The organism is Pseudomonas sp. GM102 (assembly GCF_000282555.1).
Taxonomy (GTDB): Bacteria; Pseudomonadota; Gammaproteobacteria; order Pseudomonadales; family Pseudomonadaceae; genus Aquipseudomonas.
On the sequence record NZ_AKJB01000062.1, the window covers coordinates 76,106 to 98,095 of the forward strand.

Annotated in this window: 20 protein-coding genes; 13 read left to right on the forward strand and 7 right to left on the reverse strand. The window is 58.6% G+C overall.

The window, feature by feature from the left end:
• Positions 1-32: 32 nt before the first annotated feature.
• The 4 genes from folX to PMI18_RS13355 all read right to left on the reverse strand — a co-directional run bounded on the left by folX (position 33) and on the right by PMI18_RS13355 (position 2,460).
• Positions 33-404 (reverse strand): dihydroneopterin triphosphate 2'-epimerase, encoded by a 372-nt coding sequence (folX, locus tag PMI18_RS13370; RefSeq protein WP_007901645.1) that lies wholly within the window; start codon positions 402-404, stop codon positions 33-35.
• A 2-nt stretch (positions 405-406) separates the two neighbouring features.
• Positions 407-982 carry a GTP cyclohydrolase I FolE gene (gene folE, locus PMI18_RS13365; RefSeq protein WP_007901646.1) on the reverse strand — a complete coding sequence of 192 codons (576 nt, stop codon included), beginning with the start codon at positions 980-982 and terminating at the stop codon, positions 407-409.
• Positions 983-1,004: 22 nt separating this feature from the next.
• Positions 1,005-1,715 (reverse strand): dihydromonapterin reductase, encoded by a 711-nt coding sequence (folM, locus tag PMI18_RS13360; protein ID WP_007901647.1) that lies wholly within the window; start codon positions 1,713-1,715, stop codon positions 1,005-1,007.
• A 175-nt stretch (positions 1,716-1,890) separates the two neighbouring features.
• Positions 1,891-2,460, reverse strand: a complete 570-nt coding sequence (locus tag PMI18_RS13355) for an antibiotic biosynthesis monooxygenase (RefSeq protein WP_007901648.1) — start codon at positions 2,458-2,460, stop codon at positions 1,891-1,893.
• Positions 2,461-2,670: 210 nt separating this feature from the next.
• On the opposite strand from PMI18_RS13355, the gene PMI18_RS13350 reads away from it, so the two are divergent.
• On the forward strand, positions 2,671-3,630 hold the full coding sequence (locus tag PMI18_RS13350) for a MerR family transcriptional regulator (RefSeq protein ID WP_238542613.1): 960 nt from the start codon (positions 2,671-2,673) through the stop codon (positions 3,628-3,630).
• A gap of 19 nt (positions 3,631-3,649) precedes the next feature.
• On the opposite strand, the gene PMI18_RS13345 is transcribed toward PMI18_RS13350, so the two are convergent.
• Together PMI18_RS13345 and PMI18_RS13340 are read right to left on the reverse strand one after the other, a co-directional pair.
• Positions 3,650-4,255, reverse strand: coding sequence for a hypothetical protein (locus PMI18_RS13345; RefSeq protein ID WP_007901651.1), 606 nt, complete (start codon positions 4,253-4,255; stop codon positions 3,650-3,652).
• 55 nt (positions 4,256-4,310) lie between these two features.
• On the reverse strand, positions 4,311-4,787 hold the full coding sequence (locus PMI18_RS13340) for a PAS domain-containing protein (protein ID WP_007901653.1): 477 nt from the start codon (positions 4,785-4,787) through the stop codon (positions 4,311-4,313).
• A gap of 104 nt (positions 4,788-4,891) precedes the next feature.
• On the opposite strand from PMI18_RS13340, the gene PMI18_RS13335 reads away from it, so the two are divergent.
• From PMI18_RS13335 to PMI18_RS31560, 9 genes are all read left to right on the forward strand, one after another.
• Positions 4,892-5,347, forward strand: coding sequence for a flavodoxin (locus PMI18_RS13335; RefSeq protein ID WP_007901655.1), 456 nt, complete (start codon positions 4,892-4,894; stop codon positions 5,345-5,347).
• A gap of 165 nt (positions 5,348-5,512) precedes the next feature.
• Positions 5,513-6,295 (forward strand): class II aldolase/adducin family protein, encoded by a 783-nt coding sequence (locus PMI18_RS13330; RefSeq protein ID WP_007901657.1) that lies wholly within the window; start codon positions 5,513-5,515, stop codon positions 6,293-6,295.
• On the forward strand, positions 6,296-7,198 hold the full coding sequence (locus PMI18_RS13325) for an alpha/beta fold hydrolase (RefSeq protein ID WP_007901659.1): 903 nt from the start codon (positions 6,296-6,298) through the stop codon (positions 7,196-7,198).
• A 110-nt stretch (positions 7,199-7,308) separates the two neighbouring features.
• Positions 7,309-8,220 carry an SDR family oxidoreductase gene (locus PMI18_RS13320; protein WP_007901663.1) on the forward strand — a complete coding sequence of 304 codons (912 nt, stop codon included), beginning with the start codon at positions 7,309-7,311 and terminating at the stop codon, positions 8,218-8,220.
• Positions 8,221-9,018: 798 nt separating this feature from the next.
• A complete protein-coding gene (locus PMI18_RS13315) occupies positions 9,019-10,812 on the forward strand; it encodes a DUF1302 domain-containing protein (protein WP_007901664.1) in 1,794 nt (597 codons plus the stop codon).
• 23 nt (positions 10,813-10,835) lie between these two features.
• Positions 10,836-12,203, forward strand: a complete 1,368-nt coding sequence (locus PMI18_RS13310; RefSeq protein ID WP_007901665.1) for a DUF1329 domain-containing protein — start codon at positions 10,836-10,838, stop codon at positions 12,201-12,203.
• 140 nt (positions 12,204-12,343) lie between these two features.
• On the forward strand, positions 12,344-14,902 hold the full coding sequence (locus PMI18_RS13305) for a LuxR C-terminal-related transcriptional regulator (RefSeq protein WP_007901666.1): 2,559 nt from the start codon (positions 12,344-12,346) through the stop codon (positions 14,900-14,902).
• A gap of 199 nt (positions 14,903-15,101) precedes the next feature.
• Complete coding sequence (locus PMI18_RS31555; protein WP_007901668.1) at positions 15,102-16,322, forward strand: dermonecrotic toxin domain-containing protein; 1,221 nt, start codon at positions 15,102-15,104, stop codon at positions 16,320-16,322.
• Positions 16,319-17,494, forward strand: a complete 1,176-nt coding sequence (locus tag PMI18_RS31560; RefSeq protein ID WP_007901670.1) for a dermonecrotic toxin domain-containing protein — start codon at positions 16,319-16,321, stop codon at positions 17,492-17,494. The genes PMI18_RS31555 and PMI18_RS31560 overlap by 4 nt, the downstream gene beginning before the upstream one ends.
• Positions 17,495-17,544: 50 nt before the next feature.
• Here the strand turns inward: PMI18_RS31560 and PMI18_RS13300 are convergent, their stop codons facing one another.
• A complete protein-coding gene (locus PMI18_RS13300; protein WP_007901672.1) occupies positions 17,545-18,336 on the reverse strand; it encodes an IclR family transcriptional regulator in 792 nt (263 codons plus the stop codon).
• 165 nt (positions 18,337-18,501) lie between these two features.
• On the opposite strand from PMI18_RS13300, the gene hmgA reads away from it, so the two are divergent.
• Genes hmgA through maiA form a run of 3 tightly spaced genes read left to right on the forward strand, consistent with a single transcriptional unit; the run spans position 18,502 to position 21,762 of the window.
• Positions 18,502-19,806, forward strand: coding sequence for a homogentisate 1,2-dioxygenase (gene hmgA, locus PMI18_RS13295; protein ID WP_007901674.1), 1,305 nt, complete (start codon positions 18,502-18,504; stop codon positions 19,804-19,806).
• Between the two features lie 3 nt (positions 19,807-19,809).
• Positions 19,810-21,114, forward strand: a complete 1,305-nt coding sequence (gene fahA / locus PMI18_RS13290) for a fumarylacetoacetase (RefSeq protein WP_007901676.1) — start codon at positions 19,810-19,812, stop codon at positions 21,112-21,114.
• Positions 21,115-21,126: 12 nt separating this feature from the next.
• Positions 21,127-21,762, forward strand: a complete 636-nt coding sequence (gene maiA / locus PMI18_RS13285; protein WP_007901679.1) for a maleylacetoacetate isomerase — start codon at positions 21,127-21,129, stop codon at positions 21,760-21,762.
• The last annotated feature ends 228 nt before the right edge of the window (positions 21,763-21,990 follow it).

The following is a 21,990-nucleotide window of genomic DNA, read 5'->3' on the forward strand; positions in this document are numbered from 1 at the left end:
TAGCTTACAGCTTGAAGCTTAAGGCTTGAAGCTTAGCGGCTTGCCGCGAGCGTTATCGATACCGACTCGGCGAAGCGCAAGGCATGGGGCTTGTCGACTTCGACTTCGGCGTACAGCACCGACTCGTTGACCATGATCAGGTCCAGCAACTCCTGGGTCAGGCGTTCGAGCAGGGCAAAGCGATTGCCCTCCACGTGGGCGATGATCGCCTTGGTGATGGTGCGGTAATTCAATGCGTGATCGATATCGTTGTCACGCACTGCGTCCTGGGCGGCGTACAGGATGGTCAGGTTGATCAGCACATCCTGCTTGTTGAGGATTTCGTCCTCGTTGATCCCGATGAAAGTTCGCAAACACAGGTCCTTGACCCGGATGCGTGCCATTCCTGGTTGAAGTTGTGGCATTGCTACTTGCTCCGTCCAATCAATTGCAGGAACTCCTGGCGGGTATTGCTCGACTCGCGGAAGGCGCCGAGCATCACCGAGGTGTTCATGGTCGAATTCTGTTTTTCGACGCCGCGCATCATCATGCACATGTGCTGGGCTTCGATAACCACCGCGACACCGGCGGCGTCGGTCACTTGCTGCACGGCGTCGGCGATTTGCCGGGTGAGATTTTCCTGGATTTGCAGTCGGCGGGCGAACATATCCACAAGCCGCGCAATCTTCGACAGGCCCAGCACCTTGCCCGTTGGAATATAAGCCACATGAGCCTTGCCGATGAAGGGCAGCATGTGATGTTCACAGAGCGAGTACAGCTCTATGTTGTCGACGATCACCATTTCATCGTTATCTGAGGCAAACAGCGCGCCGTTGACGATCTCGTCGACACTTTGCTCGTAACCATGACACAGGTATTGCATCGCCTTGGCGGCGCGCACCGGGGTGTCTTGCAGTCCTTCGCGGTCGGGGTTTTCACCGAGGCCGATCAGAATCTCGCGATAGCTCTGGGACAAGGAGTTGTGTGGCGGGAATAACGTCATGGGACATCCTCGCGGGAGCGGCTTATTTGACGTGCCGTCCGCCGTTGACGGTCAGGGTCGTGCCGGTGACATAAGGGTTGTCGAGCAAATAGCGCAGGCTCTGGTAGATCACTTCGCTGCCGGGCTCGATGCCCAGTGCCGATTTGGCCAGAACCCTGGCGCGGTACGCCGCGTCGTCGTCGGGATTGAACAGTAGCAGGGCTGGCGCGATACCGTTGACCTTGATTCCCGGCGCGTACTTCGCGGCAAAAGACAGGGTCAGGCTGTCGAGCCCGGCTTTGCTGGCGCAGTAGCCGATGTGCTTGCTGCTGCCCCTGCGGGTCACGTCATCACTGATATGCACGATATCGGCGGGATTTGAGCGCCGTAGCGAATCGGCACAGTGCAGGTTGATCAGGTAAGGCGCCAGCATGTGCACGCTGAACATGCGGGTGAAGGCCGCGGCTTCGGAGCCCGGGGTTTCTGCCTGCCATTCGGAAGCGTTATGGACAATCGCCCGCAAACTGTCGGTGTGGTTTTTCAGTTCGCCGATGAACGCAAGGATGCCGGCCTCGCTGGAAAAGTCCGCAAACACCGCGGTCGCCCCCAGATCACGCAGGGTTTGCACACCAGGGCGTTCGCTGCGATAGCTGAAAATGACCGGATAGCCGTCTTCGAGCAAACGCTGCGCACAGTGCAGGCCGACACGCTGGCCGGCACCGGTGATGAGGATTGGGGCTGCGGTAGAGGTCATGAACGGCTCGCGTCGCGGTAAGAGCAAAACTATACCAGCGACGGGAGTTGTTCACCTACGTCCTGCGATCGTCGCCTTTGTAGGAGCGAGGCTTGCCCGCGAAGAACGATGACGCGGTTTGAGAGATAGACCGGATTGTCTTCTTCGCGGGCAAGCCTCGCTCCTACAAAAGGGGTTATTGATTTTGGGGGGAGGGTTCGGCGGGCAACGGACGTGCCGATGGGGTTTGCAGCCACCCGGCCAGCAGACGAGTCGACAACGGAATGAAGAAGTAAACCATCAACGGCGTCAGGCACAGGGTGCTGACAAACACACGGGTCAGCAAACCCGTTTCAGCCAGCAGCGGCCCCAATACAAAGTTGAACAACAGGGACACCGGAAAGAACGCCAGCCAGATGGCCACGGCTTGTTTCCAGCGTGGCGGACGTTGACCGACCGCACCGAACCAGCCATCGATGCCACGGACCCGATGTTCCGAAGGGTGGGCAAACAGATCACTGCCGCGTCCCAGCCAGGCAGTGCGCGATGCGGAATGCTCCCAGGCGTGCATGGTCTGCTCGTCGGCGAAGCGAAAGATAATCTGGAATTCGTCATCATCGGGCGGTGGCGCGAGCACACCAGAGCCGAGGTAACCGGGGAAGTCGGTGGCCAGTTGTTCGCCTTCGCGCAACCAGGCCATCAGGTCCTGATAACGCCCATCGGCGACGCGGCGCGCAACCATCAGGGTGACGGGTGAAGTAGACATTGTGTATCTCCATATTACTAACACGTCGCTCCGGATAAGAGCTTCGCCAGACACAGCGCCGGGGTGGTGGGCTGCATCTCAAGACAAGCAAGGATTATTCCTGATTATGCCATGGACGTCTGTGCCAATTAGTTCAACAACCTGTTGAGCACTAATGGGGCAGTGGAGTTAGAATCGGATCCAATTTTATACATGGACGTAGATTTCAAAATGCCTGTGCTGACCGACGTTGCACCTGGCTTGCCTCCCAGTACCTCGCTGATGCGAGAAGAGCTGTTTCCGATTCGTGAGGTCGCGCGCCTGACAGGGGTCAACCCGGTCACGCTACGCGCATGGGAGCGGCGGTACGGTTTGATACAACCTACGCGCACCGAAAGCGGACACCGTTTGTATTCGATGACCGATATCGAGCGTGTTCGCAGCATCCTCGGCTGGATAGAACGCGGCGTCTCGGTCAGCAAGGTCGGCAAAATACTGGCCAAGACCGAGCCGCTCAAGGTGCTGGCGCAGGTCATTCCCAACGAACTCGTTCAAGCCGACTACGACCAATGGCAGCAGCGGGTCAAGGCGGCGGTGGATGCTTTTGACGAAGTTCAACTGGAGCATGTCTACGGTCAGATTTTTTCCAGTTACCCGCTGACGGTGGTGTTTCAGGACATTCTGATTCCGGTCTGGAAGCGATTGCTACAACGCCATGAAACGTTCGGTCAGACCAGCGAGTGGCTTTTCCTCGATGGTTTTCTGCGTTCTCGAGTGTTGCAACGCCTGCTGCTGGTACGTGTCATGCAACCGCGACGAGTAATTGTCTGCGCACTGGCCGATCAATGTCGCGAGCTCGATGTGCTGGTCACGGCGCTGTATCTGAGCAGCGTCGATTCGGCTATTCAGTTGCTGGCGATCGGTCAGCCTTTCGACGAGTTGATTTTGGTCTGTGAGAAGATCAAGTCCAAGGCACTGGTGCTGGTTTCCAATCACGCGCCGGCTGCCGAACTGCCTAGACGTTTGAAACGCTTGGCCATGAGCCTGGATTGTCAGGTGTTGCTGGCCGGAGAGGCATCGGACCTGGCACAGGAGAGCCTGGCTGGATCATCGGTCGGTTGTCTGGGAAACGAGGGAGTGTTAATGCGCCAGCGTCTGAAGCAGTTCCTGGCGGGAAACCTGGATACCTGAGCGTAGATAGACTGAAAGATCAGATATGCAGGGCAGGATGGGTCAGGCGATGTTGCTGAAGAATGTACTGACGCAGACGTTCGGTTTCGTCCTTGTCACTCTGGCTCAATTCGTAGGCGTAGAAACCCTGCTCGGTTTCACGCTCGAAGGTGCCGCGTAACGCAATCCGCTCATAACCTGACGGGCTGAACCACAGCGCGAAGTGCTTTGGCGCCTTGGTCTTGTTGCGAACCTCCAGCAAAACCCCTTTGAACGATATTTCATGCACCCACATCGTGCCGGGTTGGCCCTTGGCATTTTCCAGTGCCACGGGCTCTTCGAGCACCAGGCGCCATGGCCGAATCATCGGTCCGTCTTCATAGATGCTGGGGACGCCGAGGCGTAGATGCATGGCGTGAAATTCATCTTCCACCAAGTGCAGCGGGAAGGTCATTTGCTGATTTTCGAAGTTGGCCTGGATGGTGACTTGTTCATGAGCGGCCAGGCGTGTGAGCAAGTCACGAATCTGCGAACCACCGTTGACGAGTAGGCTCGACGTCGCATCTCGCACATTGAGCTGCGGGTTGTGTTGCATGTTCTGGATAAAATCCAGCTCATCCTGCGTCAGGAGTGCGTCGCGCTGCATGATTTTGCTCGAAAGTAATAATTACAAAGTCATCGGTGATTGTAGTAAATGACCACTAATTCGCAGATTGGTTTGAGCCGTTCGTCGTTTTTAGTGCGACAAGTTCCGCCTGTACCTCAGCCAACTGCGCCTCCAGCTGCGCGACTCGCTGCTGCGCCTTGACCTGAACCGTGACGTCTTTCTGCACCCCGACGAAATAGGTTTGTCCGTCGTGCGGGTTTTTTACCGTGGAAAGCGACAGTTCGTTCCAGAACGGCGTGCCGTCCTTGCGGTAATTCCTGAGGATTTCCCGGCAGGAGCCACCACTGCCCAACGCCTGCCGAATCAAGGCGAGGGCAGCCTGATCCCGGTCTCCTGCCTGCAAGAAGCGGCAATCCTGATAAAGGATTTCTTCGCTGGTATAACCCGTCAGGCGCTCGAATGCCGGGTTTACGTAAATCAGGATGTTGTCCTGTTCGCCTTCCTTTTCGGCAATCACGATGCCGTCATTGGAGGCGTCAATCACCATTTGCAGCAGTGAGGCATTGATCATCGCAGGGTCCTTTGCGTCTTGATTGATACGCTGCATTCTAAAAGATCAATGAGGTCGGTGCTGTTAATATCTCGTACTTATATTTAGATTCAGGATCAGAATTGATGAAAGTCGCCATCCTTTCCGGCTCGGTGTACGGCACGGCTGAAGAAGTCGCCCGCCATGCTGCAAGCATTTTGAACGCCGCCGGTTTTGAAACCTGGCACAACCCGCGCGCGACACTCGCCGATGTTCAGGCGTTTGGCCCCGAAGCGTTTCTGGCCGTGACCTCGACCACCGGCATGGGCGAGTTGCCGGACAATCTGCAGCCGTTGTATTTCGCCATACGCGATCAGTTGCCGGCGGCCTGGCGTGGTTTGCCGGGCGCGGTGATCGGTTTGGGCGATTCCAGTTATGGCGACACGTTCTGCGGCGGCGGCGAACAAATGCGTGAATTGTTCGGCGAACTGGGCGTGCGTGAAGTGCTGCCAATGCTGCGCCTGGACGCCAGCGAAACCGTAACGCCGGAAACCGACGCCGAGCCATGGCTGGCGGAACTGGCCAGCGCACTGCGAGGCTGACGTGTGCGGGTGCTCTGAATGGATCCAGACTCACCCGCGCACTGACTCGCTCGGCCATCAAGCTGGCTGCCAATGCAACTATACGAAGTCCGGGGGCTGACTAGACTGCTGTAACGCAGCAAAAAACAATAAAAACCCAGAAAAATAAAAAAGAGAATCCTTGCCGTGAGCGTAGCCCCCGTCCAATCGCCACACAGCATCAAAGACAAAGTCAGTGCCGCCGAATGGCAGGCCCGAGTCGACTTGGCTGCCTGTTATCGTCTGGTCGCCCTGCATGGCTGGGACGATCTGATCTTCACGCACATTTCCGCCAAGGTGCCGGGCACTGAAGACTTCCTGATCAACCCCTTCGGGCTGATGTTCCATGAAATGACTGCGTCGAGCCTGGTCAAGGTCGATCAGGCTGGCAACAAGTTGATGGACAGCCCTTACGAGATCAACCCGGCGGGTTACACCATCCACAGCGCCGTGCATGAAGTCCGTCATGATGTCGTGTGCGTACTGCACACCCACACAGCGGCGGGGGTGGCGGTATCGGCGCAGAAGCAGGGCATCTTGCCGATCAGTCAGCAGTCCTTGTTCGTCCTTTCCAGCCTGGCTTATCACGCCTACGAAGGCGTTGCGCTGAACCATGAAGAAAAGGCGCGACTGCAAGCCGACCTCGGAGAAAACAATTTCCTGATGCTGCACAACCACGGTCTGTTGACCTGTGGCGGCACCATCGCCGACACGTTCCTGATGATGTTTACCTTCCAGCGCGCCTGCGAAATTCAGGTGCTGGCGCAGAACGGTGGCGCGGAGTTGATCGCCATCGAACCGCAGATTCTGGCGGGCGCCAAGGCGATGATCGCCGGTGTCACCAAAAGTACTCAAGGGATGGGCGGTGCGCTGGCCTGGCCGGCGCTGCTGCGCAAACTCGATAAACAAGACCCGGGTTATAAACTCTAAATGGCCCTCGCCGAGATTCCCCTGTGTGTCTGGCGCAAGCGCGGCCAGACGTTCGTATTTCACGGTCAGACCATCCGCTATTGGACCGCTGGGCAGGGCGAGCCGCTGTTGCTGATCCATGGCTTCCCGACCGCCAGTTGGGACTGGCATTACCTGTGGCAACCGCTGGCGCAGCGCTATCGGGTAATTGCCTGCGACATGCTCGGCTTCGGTGATTCGGCCAAACCGGTGAGTCACGACTACAGCCTGCTGGAACAGGCCGATCTGCAACAGGCCTTACTGGCGCATCTGAACGCTGAGCAACCCGTTCACCTGTTGGCACACGATTATGGCGACAGCGTGGCCCAGGAACTGCTGGCCCGGCACTATGAAACGCGCGCTGATATCGCCAGTTGCGTCTTCCTCAATGGCGGTCTGTTTCCCGAAACCCATCGTCCAGTGTTGATGCAAAAACTCCTGCTCAGCCCCTTCGGCTGGATGATCGGGCGAGCCTTTAGCCGTGACGCGTTGGTGAAGAGTTTCCAGCAGATCTTCGGCCCACAGACCCGGCCCACCGAAAGCGAACTGGATGATTTCTGGAGCCTGGTCGACAGCAATCACGGGCAACGGATCATGCACAAATTGATCAGTTATATCCCGCAGCGCCGTGTCCAGCGTGAACGTTGGGTCAGCGCCATGCAACGTGGCGAGGTGCCGTTGCGGGTCATCGATGGCGAGGTCGATCCGGTTTCTGGCGGGCACATGGTGGCGCGCTATCGGCAACTGATTCCCGCCCCGGATACGGTCCTGCTGCCTGAGATTGGCCATTACCCACAGATCGAAGCGCCGGCGCAGGTACTCAAGCACTACCTGGAATTTCGCGATCGGCTGGTTTCACCGCCGCGCAAAGCGGCCTGTTCCTGACTATCCCGCTGCCTTATTGCGCACCATTCAGCTGCCCCCGTGTTCATTGTGACCGGCAGCGCTGTGGCTGACACTCGCACTCATTGTCCCTTGGCCTGCTGGAGTTCCCCATGAATGAGTCTGTGCGCTTCGAAGATAAAGTGGTGATCGTCACCGGTGCGGGCGGTGGCTTGGGGCGGGCGCACGCGCTGTTGTTCGCAAAGCAGGGCGCCAAAGTGCTGGTCAATGATCTCGGCGGTTCGGCTCAAGGCGAAGGCGCCAATGCGTCGGCGGCCGATCGTGTGGTGATGGAGATTCGCGAAGCGGGCGGCACCGCCGAGGCCAACCACGACTCCGTCACCGACGGTGACAAAATCGTTCAGCATGCACTCGACACTTTTGGCCGTGTCGATGTCGTGGTGAACAACGCCGGCATCCTGCGGGACAAGACCTTTCACAAAATGGACGACAGCGACTGGGACCTGGTTTACCGCGTCCACGTCGAAGGCGCCTACAAGGTCACCCGCGCCGCCTGGCCACACATGCGCGAGCAAAACTATGGCCGCGTCATCTTCACCGCCTCGACTTCGGGCATCTACGGCAACTTCGGTCAGTCCAACTACGGCATGGCCAAACTCGGCCTCTATGGCCTGACCCGCACCCTCGCCATCGAAGGCCGCAAGAACAACATTCTGGTCAACGCCATCGCCCCGACCGGCGGCACCCGCATGACCGAAGGCCTGATCCCGCCACACGTGTTCGAACAACTCAAACCGGAACTGGTCAGCCCGCTGGTGGTGTACCTGGGCAGCGAACATTGCCAGGAAACTTCGGGGTTGTTCGAAGTGGGTGGCGGCTGGATGGGCAAGGTGCGCTGGGAGCGCAGCCTTGGGGCCGGGTTTGATCCGCGGGTGGGGTTTTCGCCGGAAGATGTGGCGGCGCATTGGCAGCAGATTTGTGATTTTGAGGGGGCAGCGCATCCGAAGGACAATATTGAGGCGCTGAAGGAAATGATGGAGAACTTGCAGAAGTATTCCATCTGATTGCGCGACATCTGCCGGACTTGCCTTGATGCCAGTCAGTTAACAGCGATCCGGAAGTTGAAGAACCATTGTGGCGAGGGAGCTTGCTCCCGTTGGACGGCGAAGCCGTCCTAAAAGCGATGGCTGCTGCGCAACCGAATGGGGGCAAGCTCCCTCGCCACAGGTACGATGTTCCTCTCTTAAAACTTTAACTGACTGGCCTTGGGGCTTGCCCTGAGTACTGCCGTCACCCCTCGATGATTCCCTGCCTGAAAAGCTTTCGCTCATAAAAAAGGCCGCTGCAAACGCAGCGGCCAAAGTAAGACGTTGGATCAAGGAGCAACAAATCAACGTCAGTGAACAGGGGGCGATGAGTCGAAAAAATACGCTTCAAATCATCTGGAATCTGTCGCCAACGGGGTGGGTCTATCATCCCCGTCGCTTCGTGCTTTCAGGCCGTTTGCCGTGAAAGCCCGGCAAGAATAAGGGCTTGAGCGCAAAGGAAAAATAGCGATTCCAGACATGCACTGTTGCAGTCTGAGCAACAGTCTTTGGCTGCCCCCTGTAACAGCTGCCGAACGCAGCCTCGCGAGCTCGGCAGCTGCTACAAGCGAACGCAGCCTTCGGCAGCTGCTACGCCCATGTCCCATGCGCTGCGCTGATAACCCTCCATCCAGCCCATCCATACCCCGCGCAAAACCCCGTCCCATGCGGGCATTCATCCTTTGGAGGGACAACGCGAATACCTCCTTGGTGCGCTTATCGCTCCCGGCGTGCGGCAGTAGGGTGGGGCCTTCTGTCACTCACCGGGGAAGACGCATGACAAAAACAACAATGCGCGCCATCTTCAAACCGCAAGCGCTGGCCGCTGCGGTGGCCTTGGGCTGCTGTGCCCAGGCGCAGGCTGTTTCATTCAACATCGGCGAAATCGAGGGGCAGTTCGATTCCTCGTTGTCGGTCGGCGCGAGCTGGGGCATGCGCGATGCCGACAAGTCACTGGTGGGCACCGTCAACGGCGGTACCGGCCAGTCTTCGACCGGTGATGACGGACGCCTGAACTTCAAGAAAGGCGAGACCTTCTCCAAGATCTTCAAAGGTATCCACGACCTCGAATTGAAGTACGGCGACACAGGTGTGTTCGTCCGTGGCAAGTACTGGTACGACTTCGAGCTGAAGGATGAAGATCGCGAGTTCAAGCAGATCAGTGACAACGGTCGCAAAGAGGGCGCCAAGTCTTCGGGCGCGCAGATCCTCGATGCGTTCGTCTATCACAACTATTCCATTGCCGATCTGCCAGGCACAGTGCGCGCCGGCAAACAGGTGGTTAGTTGGGGGGAAAGTACCTTCATCGGCAACTCGATCAACAGCATCAACCCGGTCGACGTTTCCGCATTCCGTCGTCCTGGCGCGGAGATCAAGGAAGGCCTGATTCCGGTGAACATGCTGTTCGCCTCTCAGGGCCTGACCGATCAGCTCACCGTGGAAGGCTTCTACCAACTGGAGTGGGATCAGACTGTCCTCGACAACTGCGGCACCTTCTTCGGTGTCGACGTGGCGGCGGACGGTTGCAACACCGGTTACACCGTCGGCAACCCGGCGATTGCCCCGTTGGCGCCGCTCGCGGCAGCCTTTGGTCAACCTATCCAAGTCAGCCGTGAAGGTGTGATCGTGCCCCGTGGCGGTGACCGCGATGCCCGGGATTCCGGGCAGTGGGGCACAGCCTTGCGCTGGCTCGGTGACGACACCGAATACGGCCTCTACTTCATGAATTACCACAGTCGCACACCCACCGTCGGCACCTCCACCGCCGGGCTGTCGACACTGGCCAGGCTGCCGGGCATGATCAGCGCCGCCAACCGTCTGGCCCCGGGCAGCGGCTCGGGCCTGGCGCAAAGCGTGATGCTCGGGCGCGGCCAGTATTACCTCGAATACCCGGAAGACATTCGTCTGTACGGTGCAAGCTTCTCCACCACTTTGCCCACCGGCACTGCCTGGACCGGCGAAATCAGCTACCGGCCCAACGCTCCTGTGCAGGTCAACACCAACGACTTGACCCTGGCGTTGCTTAACCCGATCGCCGGCGGCGCCGCATCGCCTGTCGCGACCCGGCCAGGTGCCGACAACACGGGTTATCGCCGCAAGGAAGTGACCCAGGTCCAAAGCACCCTGACGCACTTTTTCGACCAGGTATTGGGCGCCCAACGGCTAACCCTGGTCGGTGAAGCAGCGGTGGTACGAGTCGGAGGTCTGGAGTCGCGGAGCAAGCTGCGTTACGGCCGTGATTCGGTCTACGGCCAGTACGGTTTCGGTGGCGATACCGACGGCTTCGTCACCTCAACTTCCTGGGGCTACCGCGCTCGGGCGATCCTCGATTACGCCAACGTGATTGGCGGGATCAACCTCAAACCCAACCTGTCCTGGTCCCATGACGTCGCCGGCTACGGTCCCAACGGGCTGTTCAACGAAGGCGCCAAAGCGGTCAGCGTCGGTGTCGATGCCGATTACCGCAACACCTATACCGCGAGCCTCAGTTACACCGACTTCTTCGGCGGTGACTACAACGTCCTGGAAGACCGTGACTTCCTGGCGCTGAGCTTCGGTGTGAACTTCTGATCTGGCTGAGAAGGATGATGTTAATGCGCAAGATGATTCTGCAATGCGGCGCCCTGGCACTGAGCCTGTTGGCCGCCAACGTGATGGCGGCGGTCTCGCCGGAAGAAGCCAACAAGCTCGGCACCACACTCACGCCACTGGGCGCCGAGAAGGCCGGCAACGCCGACGGCTCGATCCCGGCCTGGACCGGTGGCATCCCGAAAAACGCTGGCGCTGTCGACAGCAAAGGCTTCCTGGCTGACCCGTTCGCCAGCGAAAAACCGTTGTTCACCATCACTGCTGCAACCGTTGATAAGTACAAGGACAAGCTTTCGGATGGTCAGGTGGCGATGTTCAAACGCTACCCGGAAACCTACAAAATTCCGGTCTACCCGACCCATCGCACCGTCGGCTTGCCGGCGGAGATCTACGAGTCGGCCAAGCGTAGTGCGCTGAATGTGAACAGCATCAACGACGGTAACGGCCTGGCCAATTTCACTGGCAACCGCTATTACGCGTTCCCGATTCCGAAGAACGGCGTCGAGGTGCTGTGGAACCACATCACCCGTTATCACGGCGGCAACCTGCGCCGCATCATTACCCAGGTGACCCCACAGACCAACGGCAGCTACACGCCGATCCGCTTCGAGGAAGAGATCGCCGTACCGCAATTGATGAAGGATCTGGACCCGGAAAAAGGCGCCAACGTGCTGACTTTCTTCAAGCAGTCGGTGACCGCGCCGGCACGCTTGGCGGGTAACGTGCTGCTGGTGCATGAAACCCTCGACCAAGTGAAAGAGCCGCGTCTGGCGTGGATCTACAACGCCGGTCAGCGTCGGGTACGGCGCGCGCCGCAAGTGGCCTACGACGGGCCGGGCACCGCCGCTGACGGCCTGCGCACGTCGGATAACTTCGACATGTTTTCTGGTGCGCCGGATCGCTACGACTGGAAACTGATCGGCAAAAAGGAAATGTACATTCCCTACAACAGCTACAAACTCGACTCGCCGAGCCTTAAGTACGATGACGTGGTGAAGGCCGGGCACATCAATCAGGACCTGACCCGTTACGAGTTGCACCGGGTCTGGGAAGTGGTCGGCACGGTCAAGTCGAGCGAGCGGCATATCTATGCCAAACGCCATATGTACCTCGACGAAGACAGCTGGCAAGTGGCGCTGGTAGATCATTACGACGGTCGCGGTCAACTGTGGCGGGTGGCCGAAGGTCACGCTCAGTATTACTACGATCACCAGACGCCGGCCTACACCCTGGAGGCGCTCTACGACATCATCGCCGGCCGATACATTGCCCTGGGCATGAAGAACGAAGAGAAGCACAGCTTCGAATTCGGCTTCAACGCCAAATCTGCCGACTACACCCCATCGGCCCTGCGCGCCGAGGGCGTTCGGTAAGGGTTTTGATACATTGGCATCACCAGAGGCGACCTGCGGGTCGCCTCTTTTATGGGCGCCAATCAGCGTCCTGAATACTTCTCAACAAGTGGGTTGGAGAGGGCTAGGGTGGCCGGACAATTATAAAAAGGCACACCGCAATGACCGCCATGACTCCGTGTCTGGACCGTTCTGGATTCCTGCCCCGCCTGTCCTCTCATCACCTGTCGCGGTCTCGCCTGAATGAGCCGTTACTGGCCTCAACAGCACGGGTGAAATTGCTCTGCGCACCCGCCGGCAGCGGCAAGAGTGCGCTGCTTGCCGAATGCCTGTTGCAGGCACCAAGCCAGTGCCGGGTGCATTGGTTGCCATTGTCTGGCGTGGCGTGGAGCGCGGCGGATTTTCGTCATCGTCTGGCAGAGACTCTGGGGTTGGCCTCATCGGATGAAGCCGGGTTGCTGGGCTGTCTGGCGCGATTGCAGACGCCGACTTGGTTGTTTCTCGATGACTATTGCCGTCTGCCGAACCCGGAGCTGGATTCGCTACTGGATCGCATGCTGGCGATCAGCAGTCCGATGCTGACTTGGTGGCTGGGTGCCCGCCGCCGGCCGCAATGCAACTGGCCACGGTTGCTGCTCGACGCTGAGTTGTACGAGTGCGAGAGCACTTCGCTGGCGTTCACCCAGGGTGAAGTCGAGCAGATATTGCAGCCCTGGGTACCCGAGCAAGCCGGCAAGGTGGCGAGTCGGATCATCCAGCGCACCGGCGGCTGGTGTGCCGGGGTACGGATTACATTGCTGCAGAAGTGCGACTGGTCGCGTCAGGACAAACCCTTGGGACGGGCGGATACCTTGCTCGATTACCTGGAGCATGAGTTGTTCAGCTCGCTGACACCTGAGTTGAGCGAGGCCTGGAGGGTGCTGGCCCACTTACCCCGCTTCAATGCCCGGCTGTGCGATCACCTGTTCGGAGCTGGGGAGGGCGCGCAGTACTTGCGGACCTTACAAGCGCTGGGCTGTTTTATCGAACCTTGGGGGGATTCCACCGATTGGCTGCAGATATTCACCCCGTTCACCCAGTTGTTGCGCGATGAGCAATGGCCGGCGGGACGCTCCTGGCATCGGCGTGCCTGCCAATGGTTCTGTACCGAACAGGACTGGAAGTCGGCCTTCGAACAGGCTTTGCTCGCCGAGGAATACGAAGTGGCGGTCAGCCTATTGCAGCACTTCAGTTTCGAGCATTTGTTCGAGGAGCAAACGGTGGTGCTGTTGTTGCGTTTGCATGAGCAGCAAGGCGAGGAACTGACGCTGGGCAGCCCGCAATTGGTCGGATTGATTACCGCTGCGCTGTTGTTCGCCGGGCGTTTCGAACAGGCAACTGCCTGCATTGCTCATTTGGCGCATTTCACGCCTCAACCCTCGGCGGTGCTTCAGCGTCAACTGATTGCACGCTGGCAGGCCCTGCAGGGTTGGCTACTGCATTTGCAGGGACGAATGGAGACTTCACGCGCGCATTTCCTTGATGCGTTGAGCGCGCTCGATCCCGAATGCTGGACGGCGCGCCTGATGTGTTTGTCCGGTCTGACGCAACAGGCCTTGCTAAGGGGCGAACTCGACGTGGCGCAAGCCCATAACCGCGAGGCGCTGTGCCTGGCGCGGGCGCAAGGTTCGCTGGTGTTCGAGGGCCTGATGGAGCTCGATCATGCGCAATTGCTGGAGCAACGAGGCGCGGCGGTGCGGGCCGAAAGTCTGCTGTGCGACATCGATGAACTGCTCCGCCAGCGTTCGGATCGACCTGCACCCTTGTTGGGACGAATTGCATTGCGTCGCGGGCGGTTGGCCTTGTGCCTGGGGGCAGATGAGCGCGCTGCCGAATTCTTTCAAGCAGGTCTGGACGATTGCTTGCGCAACCACGACAAGCGCGTGTTGTATGGATTTCTGGGGCAGGCCCAACTGGCAGCGAACACGGGCGATTACGCCCAGGCGTTCGTCCGGTTGCGCGACGCCGAGCGGCTGATGCAACAACGGCATATTCCAGACACCGTCTATCGCGGCGTTCTGCTGCAAGTCAGCAGCCAGCTCTGGTTGCAACAAGGTCGCCCGGAACTGGCACACGAAGCACTGACCCGGGTGTTGCGCCACTATCGCGGACCGAATGCCCGGCAGGCACCGCCGGCGACCCTGGAACTGATTCCACGGATCGAGTACTTGCTGATACTCGCCGAAGCCCGTCTGGGGCGGGGAAAGGCCAATGCCCCGGTGCAACTTCAGCAATTGCTGGAACTGGCGCAGCAGAACGGGATGTACGCGCTGCAAACCGAACTGCAACTGACCATGGCCGAAGTACTATGGCTTGGCGGCAATACAACGGAAGCGATTGACGTGTTGCAGAAAGGATTACACATGGTTGCACGCTATCAGGGGCAACAAGCGGAGTGCGAATTGCGTTTGCGTCAGGCGCCATTGTTCGAAGCGTTGACTTCGCAGTTGCCAGGCGATGGACTTTTTGCCACCGCTTGCGAGACGAATCCGCTCAGCCACCGTGAACTGCAGGTACTAAAGTTGATTGCCCTCGGCAATTCCAATCAACAGATCGCCGATACATTGTTCATTTCATTGCATACTGTTAAAACGCATGCCCGAAGAATACACGGGAAGTTAGGTGTTGAACGCCGTACGCAAGCAGTGGCCAAGGCCAAGTTGCTCGGGGTGTGGGGCTGAGTTGGGCGGTTTTATGTGTGTGATGGGAACTTGTCGTTTGTTTAAAACGAGTGGCTGATAGTTACATGCGGTTGAAGTTGTGAATATTTGGTATTGCTTCGCCGTTTTGATGTTTCTTTTCTCTGCATTAGATTCGTGCAACTAACTGGGCATTCAGCCTGTTATAGCGATTCGTGTAAGGAGATATAAAATTAACATCATGAATACTGATTTTTCTATTAGTAACGACAGCCGTCCACAATGGCTGGTACGTGCCAATGTTGCTGATCAACTTCATTATGGCGAACTGGAACAGCAGTCTATCGCCAGTCAGATTGAACTGGATAAACAATTGGGGATTTTCGCCAGCGTGCGGGTGTATGCCCGTTATCTGGCCAATCAGGCGCTGGAACTGGAGTTTGGCAGCACGCTGGATCCTGACAGCATCACGACGTCCAGTCGCTATGTTTTCCAACAGGCTGGGCGGACATTCATTCAGGAGGACAAGCGCACCCTGACGGACTTGCTCTTGCATGGTCTGCATGAAGAAGGTCAGCGTGCAAATATCACTTTGCGCGGCGAAGGACTTCCGTCGGGGCTGAACCAGCAATGGCTGGAAGAATCCTTGAATCACGATGTTCGAGCGGCTTACGGCGCCGAATTCCGGAGTGTGTACCAACGCAGCGGTGTGCTCGCAGCAATGAACAACGTCACCCGGGATCAGCTGTTGCTGAGTGCGTTTGCCTCCAAACTTCAGGGACACCTCAACGACAGCAATCTGCAGCGGGTTCGACGTGCGGTTGCCGGGGATGCGAGCCTGACGATTGGGCCCTTACAGTTGCGTGAAGACACCCGTGCACTCAAGGGTCTGGTCGCCATTGGAAGCCGCGACGACAGCCAGGAGGACTGGCTTCTGTACGCTCCAGGTTCGCCCGATGGCCAGGATTGGTACGAGCTGCCCACCTTCAGGCGTCTGAGCCTTGATATCAGTCGGTGGACGGCAACGCAAAGCGGTCTTGACTACCTGACTTGGCAATCCCATGCATTGGATCGTGAGACGATCACCGGCTATCTGAAAAAAATCCCGCAGCTGCCTTCGCTCTGGGTCGGTGTCACGCTTGCACCTTCCCCGTTCAAGGGAGAAGAGGTGTTGAACGCAATTGGTGACAACGACCGGGCGTGGCGGGTGGCGCAGGAAGAGAGTCAGACGCCCTATGGATACCGCACCGCGTCCAACGAGCAGCGTCAACGTTTTGCGCGGATCAACTGCGAACTCAGGTCGCTACAAACCGTCGAGGTGCGTCAGGGCGGATTCGTCAGCTTTGAACGTTTTTGCCATCAACTGATCAAGCAACGCGTAGAAGAAGTTCTTCTGCAAAGAGGTGAGCGTGTAGTCATCAATCCTGACCGAATCAATGTGGAAATCAGGAACAAAAGATGACACTGACCCAGTTGATTGTCGGCGAAGTGCACTTTTATGCCGATGGTGAAGGCCAACCCCTTTACCCCAGATTCACACTGGCTGCTGATCATCCGCCGATCAACAAGCTCGATATCCGCGATATTGCCAGTTGGTCGAATACGCTACGTCCTGGCGAGAAGTACATCGATATGTTGCGCTCGGTTCACCTCAACCGATCCCATTCTGAGGGGGCATTCAAGCGACAGATCTACATGGCGGTACTGCAACGTCAGATGAAAGTGGCAATCATGCAGGGGGCATTCACTGGACGGTTGCCCAAGGAGCACTTCGCGGAGTTGATCGAAGTTGTCGAACAGTTCAATCCGCTTCAGCCCCTGCCGACAAGTCCTGTGGGCGAGGCGCCTGGCGATGTGCGTTACAGTGCGTTGTTCAACCTCCATCTCAGGGGGCGTTTGGTGGTCGGGGTGTTCGTGTTCAGGCTGGTGGTGGCTGGGCAAGTCGAGGAGTATTTGTTTACCCCGGATGCACCGGACGGACGTGAGCTACGACCGTTCAAGGAGTTTGTGTCGGCAGTGAAAAAAGGCACGCTCGGTGATTATCTCCATGATCGGGTTTTTGCCAAGTATCAACCGCAGGTCGGCGCTTACCTCACTGATCTTGAACAATTGAGCAACTTTACCGAGGCTCCTACCCTGGAGCGCAATAGTCGCGTCACCGACTTGAACGACTGCTACAACGACGTGGTGTACAAAGTCATTTCCGATGTCGACGAGAAGACCGAAAGCCTTAACGAAATCATCTGGGGCCTGGTGTACAACGCAGTCGTCACGGCGGCCAGTGTCATCAGTATTGTTTATGCGCCAGTAGGTATCGCACTGAGTGCGGCCTTGCTGACCCAGAACCTGGTGCAAGGCGCCGAGGCCTACACGGAGGGCAATCGGGCAAAAGCCCTGAGCCACTTCAAGGAGGCGCTGTTTGAACTGGCGTCTCTGGGCAAGGCCGGTCTTGGCAAGTCGGGCGCCAGTGAGTTGCAGAAAAATCTCATCGGGTTGCTGGGCGATGCATTAGAGGTAGAAGCGTTGTATGCGGCTGCCACCGGGCAGCCCCGCCTGCATGAGCGGGCGCGGGAGGTGATTCAGGAGATTCTCGATGATCCGGAAACCATCAGCAGCAAAACCACCGTTGTGTAACGACCCGGTCTGTTGACCAGCAACGGATGGCCGCCGATGTCGATTCGTGTTCAGCGAGCGACTTCGTCGGCCTCATAACCCATCCGCCAGCTCACAGCCCGGGTCGCCGCCAGCAAGCGCTGCGCCGCCGGGCCGTTTTCATCGGCGTGGAACAACGAGGTCGGGCCGACGATGGTCATCACCGCCGCCACCTGCCCGACCGCGTTGAACACCGGTGCCGACAACGCATCGACCCCCGGCATCAGCAAACCATGCACATGGTGCAGGCCGCGCTCGCGGATCTGTTCGCACAAGGTTACGTAGGTTTTCTCATCGGCCAATGGATGAACGCCGGCGGCGCGGACTTCGAGATCGCGCAACTCGTCGGTTTCGCGGTGCGGCAAATAGGCACTGAACACCAGCCCTGTCGACGAGCTGAGCAATGGCAGAACCGAGCCCAGTTGCGTGACCACCGTCACCGCGCGCACCGCCGGTTCGATGTGCACCACCGTTGCGCCCTGATTGCCCCACACCGCTATAAAGCAGGTCTCATTCAGATCGTCGCGCAGTTCGGACAGGGGCAGGGCGGCGACTTTCAGCACGTCCATACTGTTCAAGGCAGCCAGGCCGACCCGAAGTGCTTCACGGCCGAGGCCATAGTGGTTGGTGGCGGTGTTCTGCTCGGCAAAACCACTGGCGATCAGCGCCTGTAGATAGCGGTGGACCTTGCTGGCCGGCATCTGCACGTGTTCGGCCAGACGCGACAGCGAGGTGGATGGCGACAGCTCGGCAAGCGCCTTGAGGATGTCGGTGCCGACCTCGGCCGAGCGGACTTTCTGTTTACCGTTGCTTTCGCTGGTCATGGAGGCGGTGTGATCCCGGGACGAATGGGCGTCTTTATAGCTTGACGGTCAATACCAATCAAATTACGTTATGCGTAATCGAATTACGACAAAAATAACCCAGGCGTGCCAAGACCTCTTCAGCAGAGCGACAGGCCACGGCCTACTCCCCGTTCAGGAGGCTCCATGAACCTCGATTCAACGGCGCCAGCGCTGGCTTATCAGTCAGGCTTCGGCAACGAATTCAGCAGCGAAGCATTGCCAGGCGCACTGCCCGTCGGCCAGAACTCCCCGCAAAAAGCTCCTTACGGCCTGTACACCGAATTGTTCTCCGGCACTGCGTTCACCATGGCTCGCAGCGAAGCACGGCGGACCTGGATGTACCGCATTCAGCCATCGGCCAATCACCCGGCATTCGTCAAACTGGATCGGCAACTGGCCGGTGGTCCGTTGGGTGAAGTGACCCCCAATCGCCTGCGCTGGAACCCCTTGGACATTCCGGCCGAACCCACCGATTTCATCGACGGGCTGGTGAGCATGGCGGCCAATTCGGGCGCGGAGAAACCGGCCGGGATCAGCATTTATAACTACCGCGCCAACCGTTCCATGGAGCGCGTGTTCTTCAACGCCGACGGCGAAATGCTGTTGGTACCGGAACTGGGCCGTCTACGCATCGCCACCGAACTGGGCGTGCTGGAGCTGGAGCCGCTGGAAATCGCCGTCCTGCCTCGCGGGCTGAAATTCCGCGTCGAACTGCTCGACCCGCAAGCCCGCGGCTACATTGCCGAAAACCATGGCGCCCCTCTGCGCCTGCCGGATCTGGGGCCAATCGGCAGCAACGGCTTGGCTAATCCGCGAGACTTCCTGACGCCGGTGGCCCATTACGAAAACCTCAAGCAACCGACCACCCTGGTACAGAAATTCCTCGGCCAGTTATGGGGTTGCGAGCTCGATCATTCGCCGCTGAATGTGGTCGCCTGGCACGGCAATAACGTGCCTTACAAATATGACCTGCGCCGTTTCAATACCATTGGCACCGTCAGTTTCGATCATCCGGACCCATCGATTTTTACCGTTCTGACTTCACCGACCAGTGTGCATGGTCTGGCCAACCTGGATTTCGTGATCTTCCCGCCACGCTGGATGGTCGCCGAAAAGACCTTCCGTCCGCCGTGGTTCCACCGCAACCTGATGAACGAATTCATGGGCCTGATCCAGGGCGAATACGATGCCAAGGCCGAAGGTTTCGTGCCTGGCGGTGCGTCGTTGCACAGCTGCATGAGCGCCCACGGCCCCGACGGCGAAACCTGCACCAAGGCGATCAACGCAGAGTTGGCGCCGGCTAAAATCGACAACACCATGGCTTTCATGTTCGAGACCAGCCAGGTGTTGCGCCCGAGCCGATTCGCCCTCGATTGCCCGCAACTGCAAAACAATTACGACGCTTGCTGGGCCACGTTGCCCGCCACTTTCGACCCGACTCGGAGATAACCCATGACTCAGACTTCCATCACTCGTAGCTGGGTTGCCTCCGCCAACGGCCACGCGGATTTTCCACTGCAAAACCTGCCGTTGGGCGTGTTCAGCATAAAGGGCTCCGCGCCGCGCAGTGGCGTGGCAATCGGCGACCATGTCTTTGATCTGGAAGCGGCACTGGATGCCGGGCTGTTCGACGGTGTTGCAAAGAAAGCAGTCGAAGCCACCCGTGGCGGTCAGTTGAATGCGTTTTTCGAACTGGGTCGCGAGGCGCGCGTCGCCTTGCGTGAACGCTTGATCGAGTTGTTCAAGGAAGGCAGCACCCTGCACGGCAAGATCGAGGCTCAAGGTGCCAAACTGCTGCCACTGACAGCCGATTGCGACATGCACCTGCCGGCGAAGATCAACGACTACACCGATTTCTACGTCGGCATTGAGCATGCGCAAAATGTCGGCAAACTGTTCCGCCCGGATAACCCGTTGCTGCCGAACTACAAATACGTGCCGATCGGTTACCACGGCCGTGCCTCGACCATTCGCCCGTCGGGCACCGATGTTCGCCGTCCGAAAGGCCAGACGCTGCCAGCCGGCCAGACCGAGCCGACGTTTGGCCCGTGCGCGCGTCTGGACTATGAACTGGAACTGGGCATCTGGATCGGTCAGGGCAACGCGATGGGCGACTCCATCGCCATCGGTGACGCCGCCGACCACATCGCCGGTTTCTGTCTGCTCAACGACTGGTCGGCGCGAGACATCCAGGCTTGGGAATATCAGCCGCTGGGCCCGTTCCTGTCCAAGAGTTTCATCACCAGCATCTCGCCTTGGGTGGTGACGGCGGAAGCGCTGGAGCCGTTCCGTCGTGCGCAGCCTGCGCGCCCGGAAGGCGATCCGCAGCCGTTGCCGTATCTGTTCGACAAGCGTGATCAGGCCGCTGGCGCCTTCGACATCGAACTGGAAGTGTTGCTGCTCACCGAAGGCCTGCGCGAGCAAAAACTACCGGCCCATCGCCTGACCCTCAGCAATACCCAACATATGTACTGGACCGTTGCACAAATGGTTGCGCATCACAGCGTCAACGGCTGCCAGTTGCAGGCCGGTGATCTGTTTGGTTCGGGCACGCTGTCCGGTCCCGAAAACGGTCAGTTCGGCAGCCTGCTGGAAATCACCGAGGGCGGTAAGAAGCCGATCGAACTGGCGTCGGGCGAGGTGCGTAAATTCCTTGAGGACGGCGACGAAATCATTCTGCGTGCCCGTTGCAGCCGCGAGGGTTTTGCTTCCATCGGTTTCGGCGAATGCCGTGGCAAAGTGCTGCCAGCGCGCTAAGAGGATCGGGTCATGGAACTCTATACCTACTATCGTTCGACCTCGTCTTACCGGGTGCGTATTGCGTTGGCGCTCAAGGGGCTGGATTACCAGGCGCTGCCGGTCAACCTGATCGCGCCGCAAGGTGGCGAACATCGGCAGCCGACCTATCTGGGCATCAACCCCCAAGGCCGGGTGCCGGCCTTGCGCACTGATGAGGGCGAGTTGCTGATCCAGTCACCAGCGATCATCGAATACCTGGAGGAACGTTATCCACAGGTGCCATTGCTGTCCAAGGACCTCGTCGCCCGTGCCCATGAGCGTGGCGTGGCGGCGGTGATCGGCTGCGATGTTCACCCGCTGCACAACGTCAGCGTGCTCAACAAACTGCGGCAGTTGGGGCACGATGAGCCGCAGGTGGTTGAGTGGATCGGTCACTGGATCAGCCAAGGGTTGGCGACGGTGGAGCAATTGATCGGTGACACCGGTTATTGCTTTGGCGATCAACCGGGGCTGGCGGACGTCTATTTGATCCCGCAGTTGTATGCGGCCGAGCGCTTCAATATTTCCCTTGAGGCCTACCCGCGAATTCGTCGAGTGGCGGCGCTGGCGGCGACGCATCCAGCCTTCTTCCTGGCCCATCCGGCAAACCAGCCCGACACCCCTTAATGGCTCACATAGACCTAATGTGCGGGCTTGCTCGCGAAGAACGATAACGCGGTGCTCCTGATGGACCGAGGCGTCTGGTTCGCCGGCAAGCCTGGCTCCTACAGGGCGCGGTGATATCGGTTGGATCGCATCTGACCTTTGTAGGAGCGAGGCTTGCCCGCGAAGAACGATAACGCGGTATTCCTGATGGACCGAGGCGTCTGGTTCGCCGGCAAGCCTGGCTCCTAC

Coding starts and splice junctions, on each gene's coding strand:
- PMI18_RS13320 (WP_007901663.1), top strand. CDS start 7,309: ATGAATGAGTCTGTGCGCTTCGAAGATAAAGTGGTGATCGTCACCGGT.
- PMI18_RS13300 (WP_007901672.1), bottom strand. CDS start 18,336: ATGACCAGCGAAAGCAACGGTAAACAGAAAGTCCGCTCGGCCGAGGTC.
- PMI18_RS31560 (WP_007901670.1), top strand. CDS start 16,319: ATGACACTGACCCAGTTGATTGTCGGCGAAGTGCACTTTTATGCCGAT.
- PMI18_RS13335 (WP_007901655.1), top strand. CDS start 4,892: ATGAAAGTCGCCATCCTTTCCGGCTCGGTGTACGGCACGGCTGAAGAA.
- PMI18_RS13345 (WP_007901651.1), bottom strand. CDS start 4,255: ATGCAGCGCGACGCACTCCTGACGCAGGATGAGCTGGATTTTATCCAG.
- PMI18_RS13355 (WP_007901648.1), bottom strand. CDS start 2,460: ATGTCTACTTCACCCGTCACCCTGATGGTTGCGCGCCGCGTCGCCGAT.
- hmgA (WP_007901674.1), top strand. CDS start 18,502: ATGAACCTCGATTCAACGGCGCCAGCGCTGGCTTATCAGTCAGGCTTC.
- PMI18_RS13305 (WP_007901666.1), top strand. CDS start 12,344: ATGACCGCCATGACTCCGTGTCTGGACCGTTCTGGATTCCTGCCCCGC.
- folX (WP_007901645.1), bottom strand. CDS start 404: ATGCCACAACTTCAACCAGGAATGGCACGCATCCGGGTCAAGGACCTG.
- PMI18_RS13350 (WP_238542613.1), top strand. CDS start 2,671: ATGCCTGTGCTGACCGACGTTGCACCTGGCTTGCCTCCCAGTACCTCG.
- PMI18_RS13340 (WP_007901653.1), bottom strand. CDS start 4,787: ATGATCAATGCCTCACTGCTGCAAATGGTGATTGACGCCTCCAATGAC.
- PMI18_RS13315 (WP_007901664.1), top strand. CDS start 9,019: ATGACAAAAACAACAATGCGCGCCATCTTCAAACCGCAAGCGCTGGCC.
- folM (WP_007901647.1), bottom strand. CDS start 1,715: ATGACCTCTACCGCAGCCCCAATCCTCATCACCGGTGCCGGCCAGCGT.
- maiA (WP_007901679.1), top strand. CDS start 21,127: ATGGAACTCTATACCTACTATCGTTCGACCTCGTCTTACCGGGTGCGT.
- PMI18_RS13310 (WP_007901665.1), top strand. CDS start 10,836: ATGCGCAAGATGATTCTGCAATGCGGCGCCCTGGCACTGAGCCTGTTG.
- folE (WP_007901646.1), bottom strand. CDS start 982: ATGACGTTATTCCCGCCACACAACTCCTTGTCCCAGAGCTATCGCGAG.
- PMI18_RS31555 (WP_007901668.1), top strand. CDS start 15,102: ATGAATACTGATTTTTCTATTAGTAACGACAGCCGTCCACAATGGCTG.
- fahA (WP_007901676.1), top strand. CDS start 19,810: ATGACTCAGACTTCCATCACTCGTAGCTGGGTTGCCTCCGCCAACGGC.
- PMI18_RS13325 (WP_007901659.1), top strand. CDS start 6,296: ATGGCCCTCGCCGAGATTCCCCTGTGTGTCTGGCGCAAGCGCGGCCAG.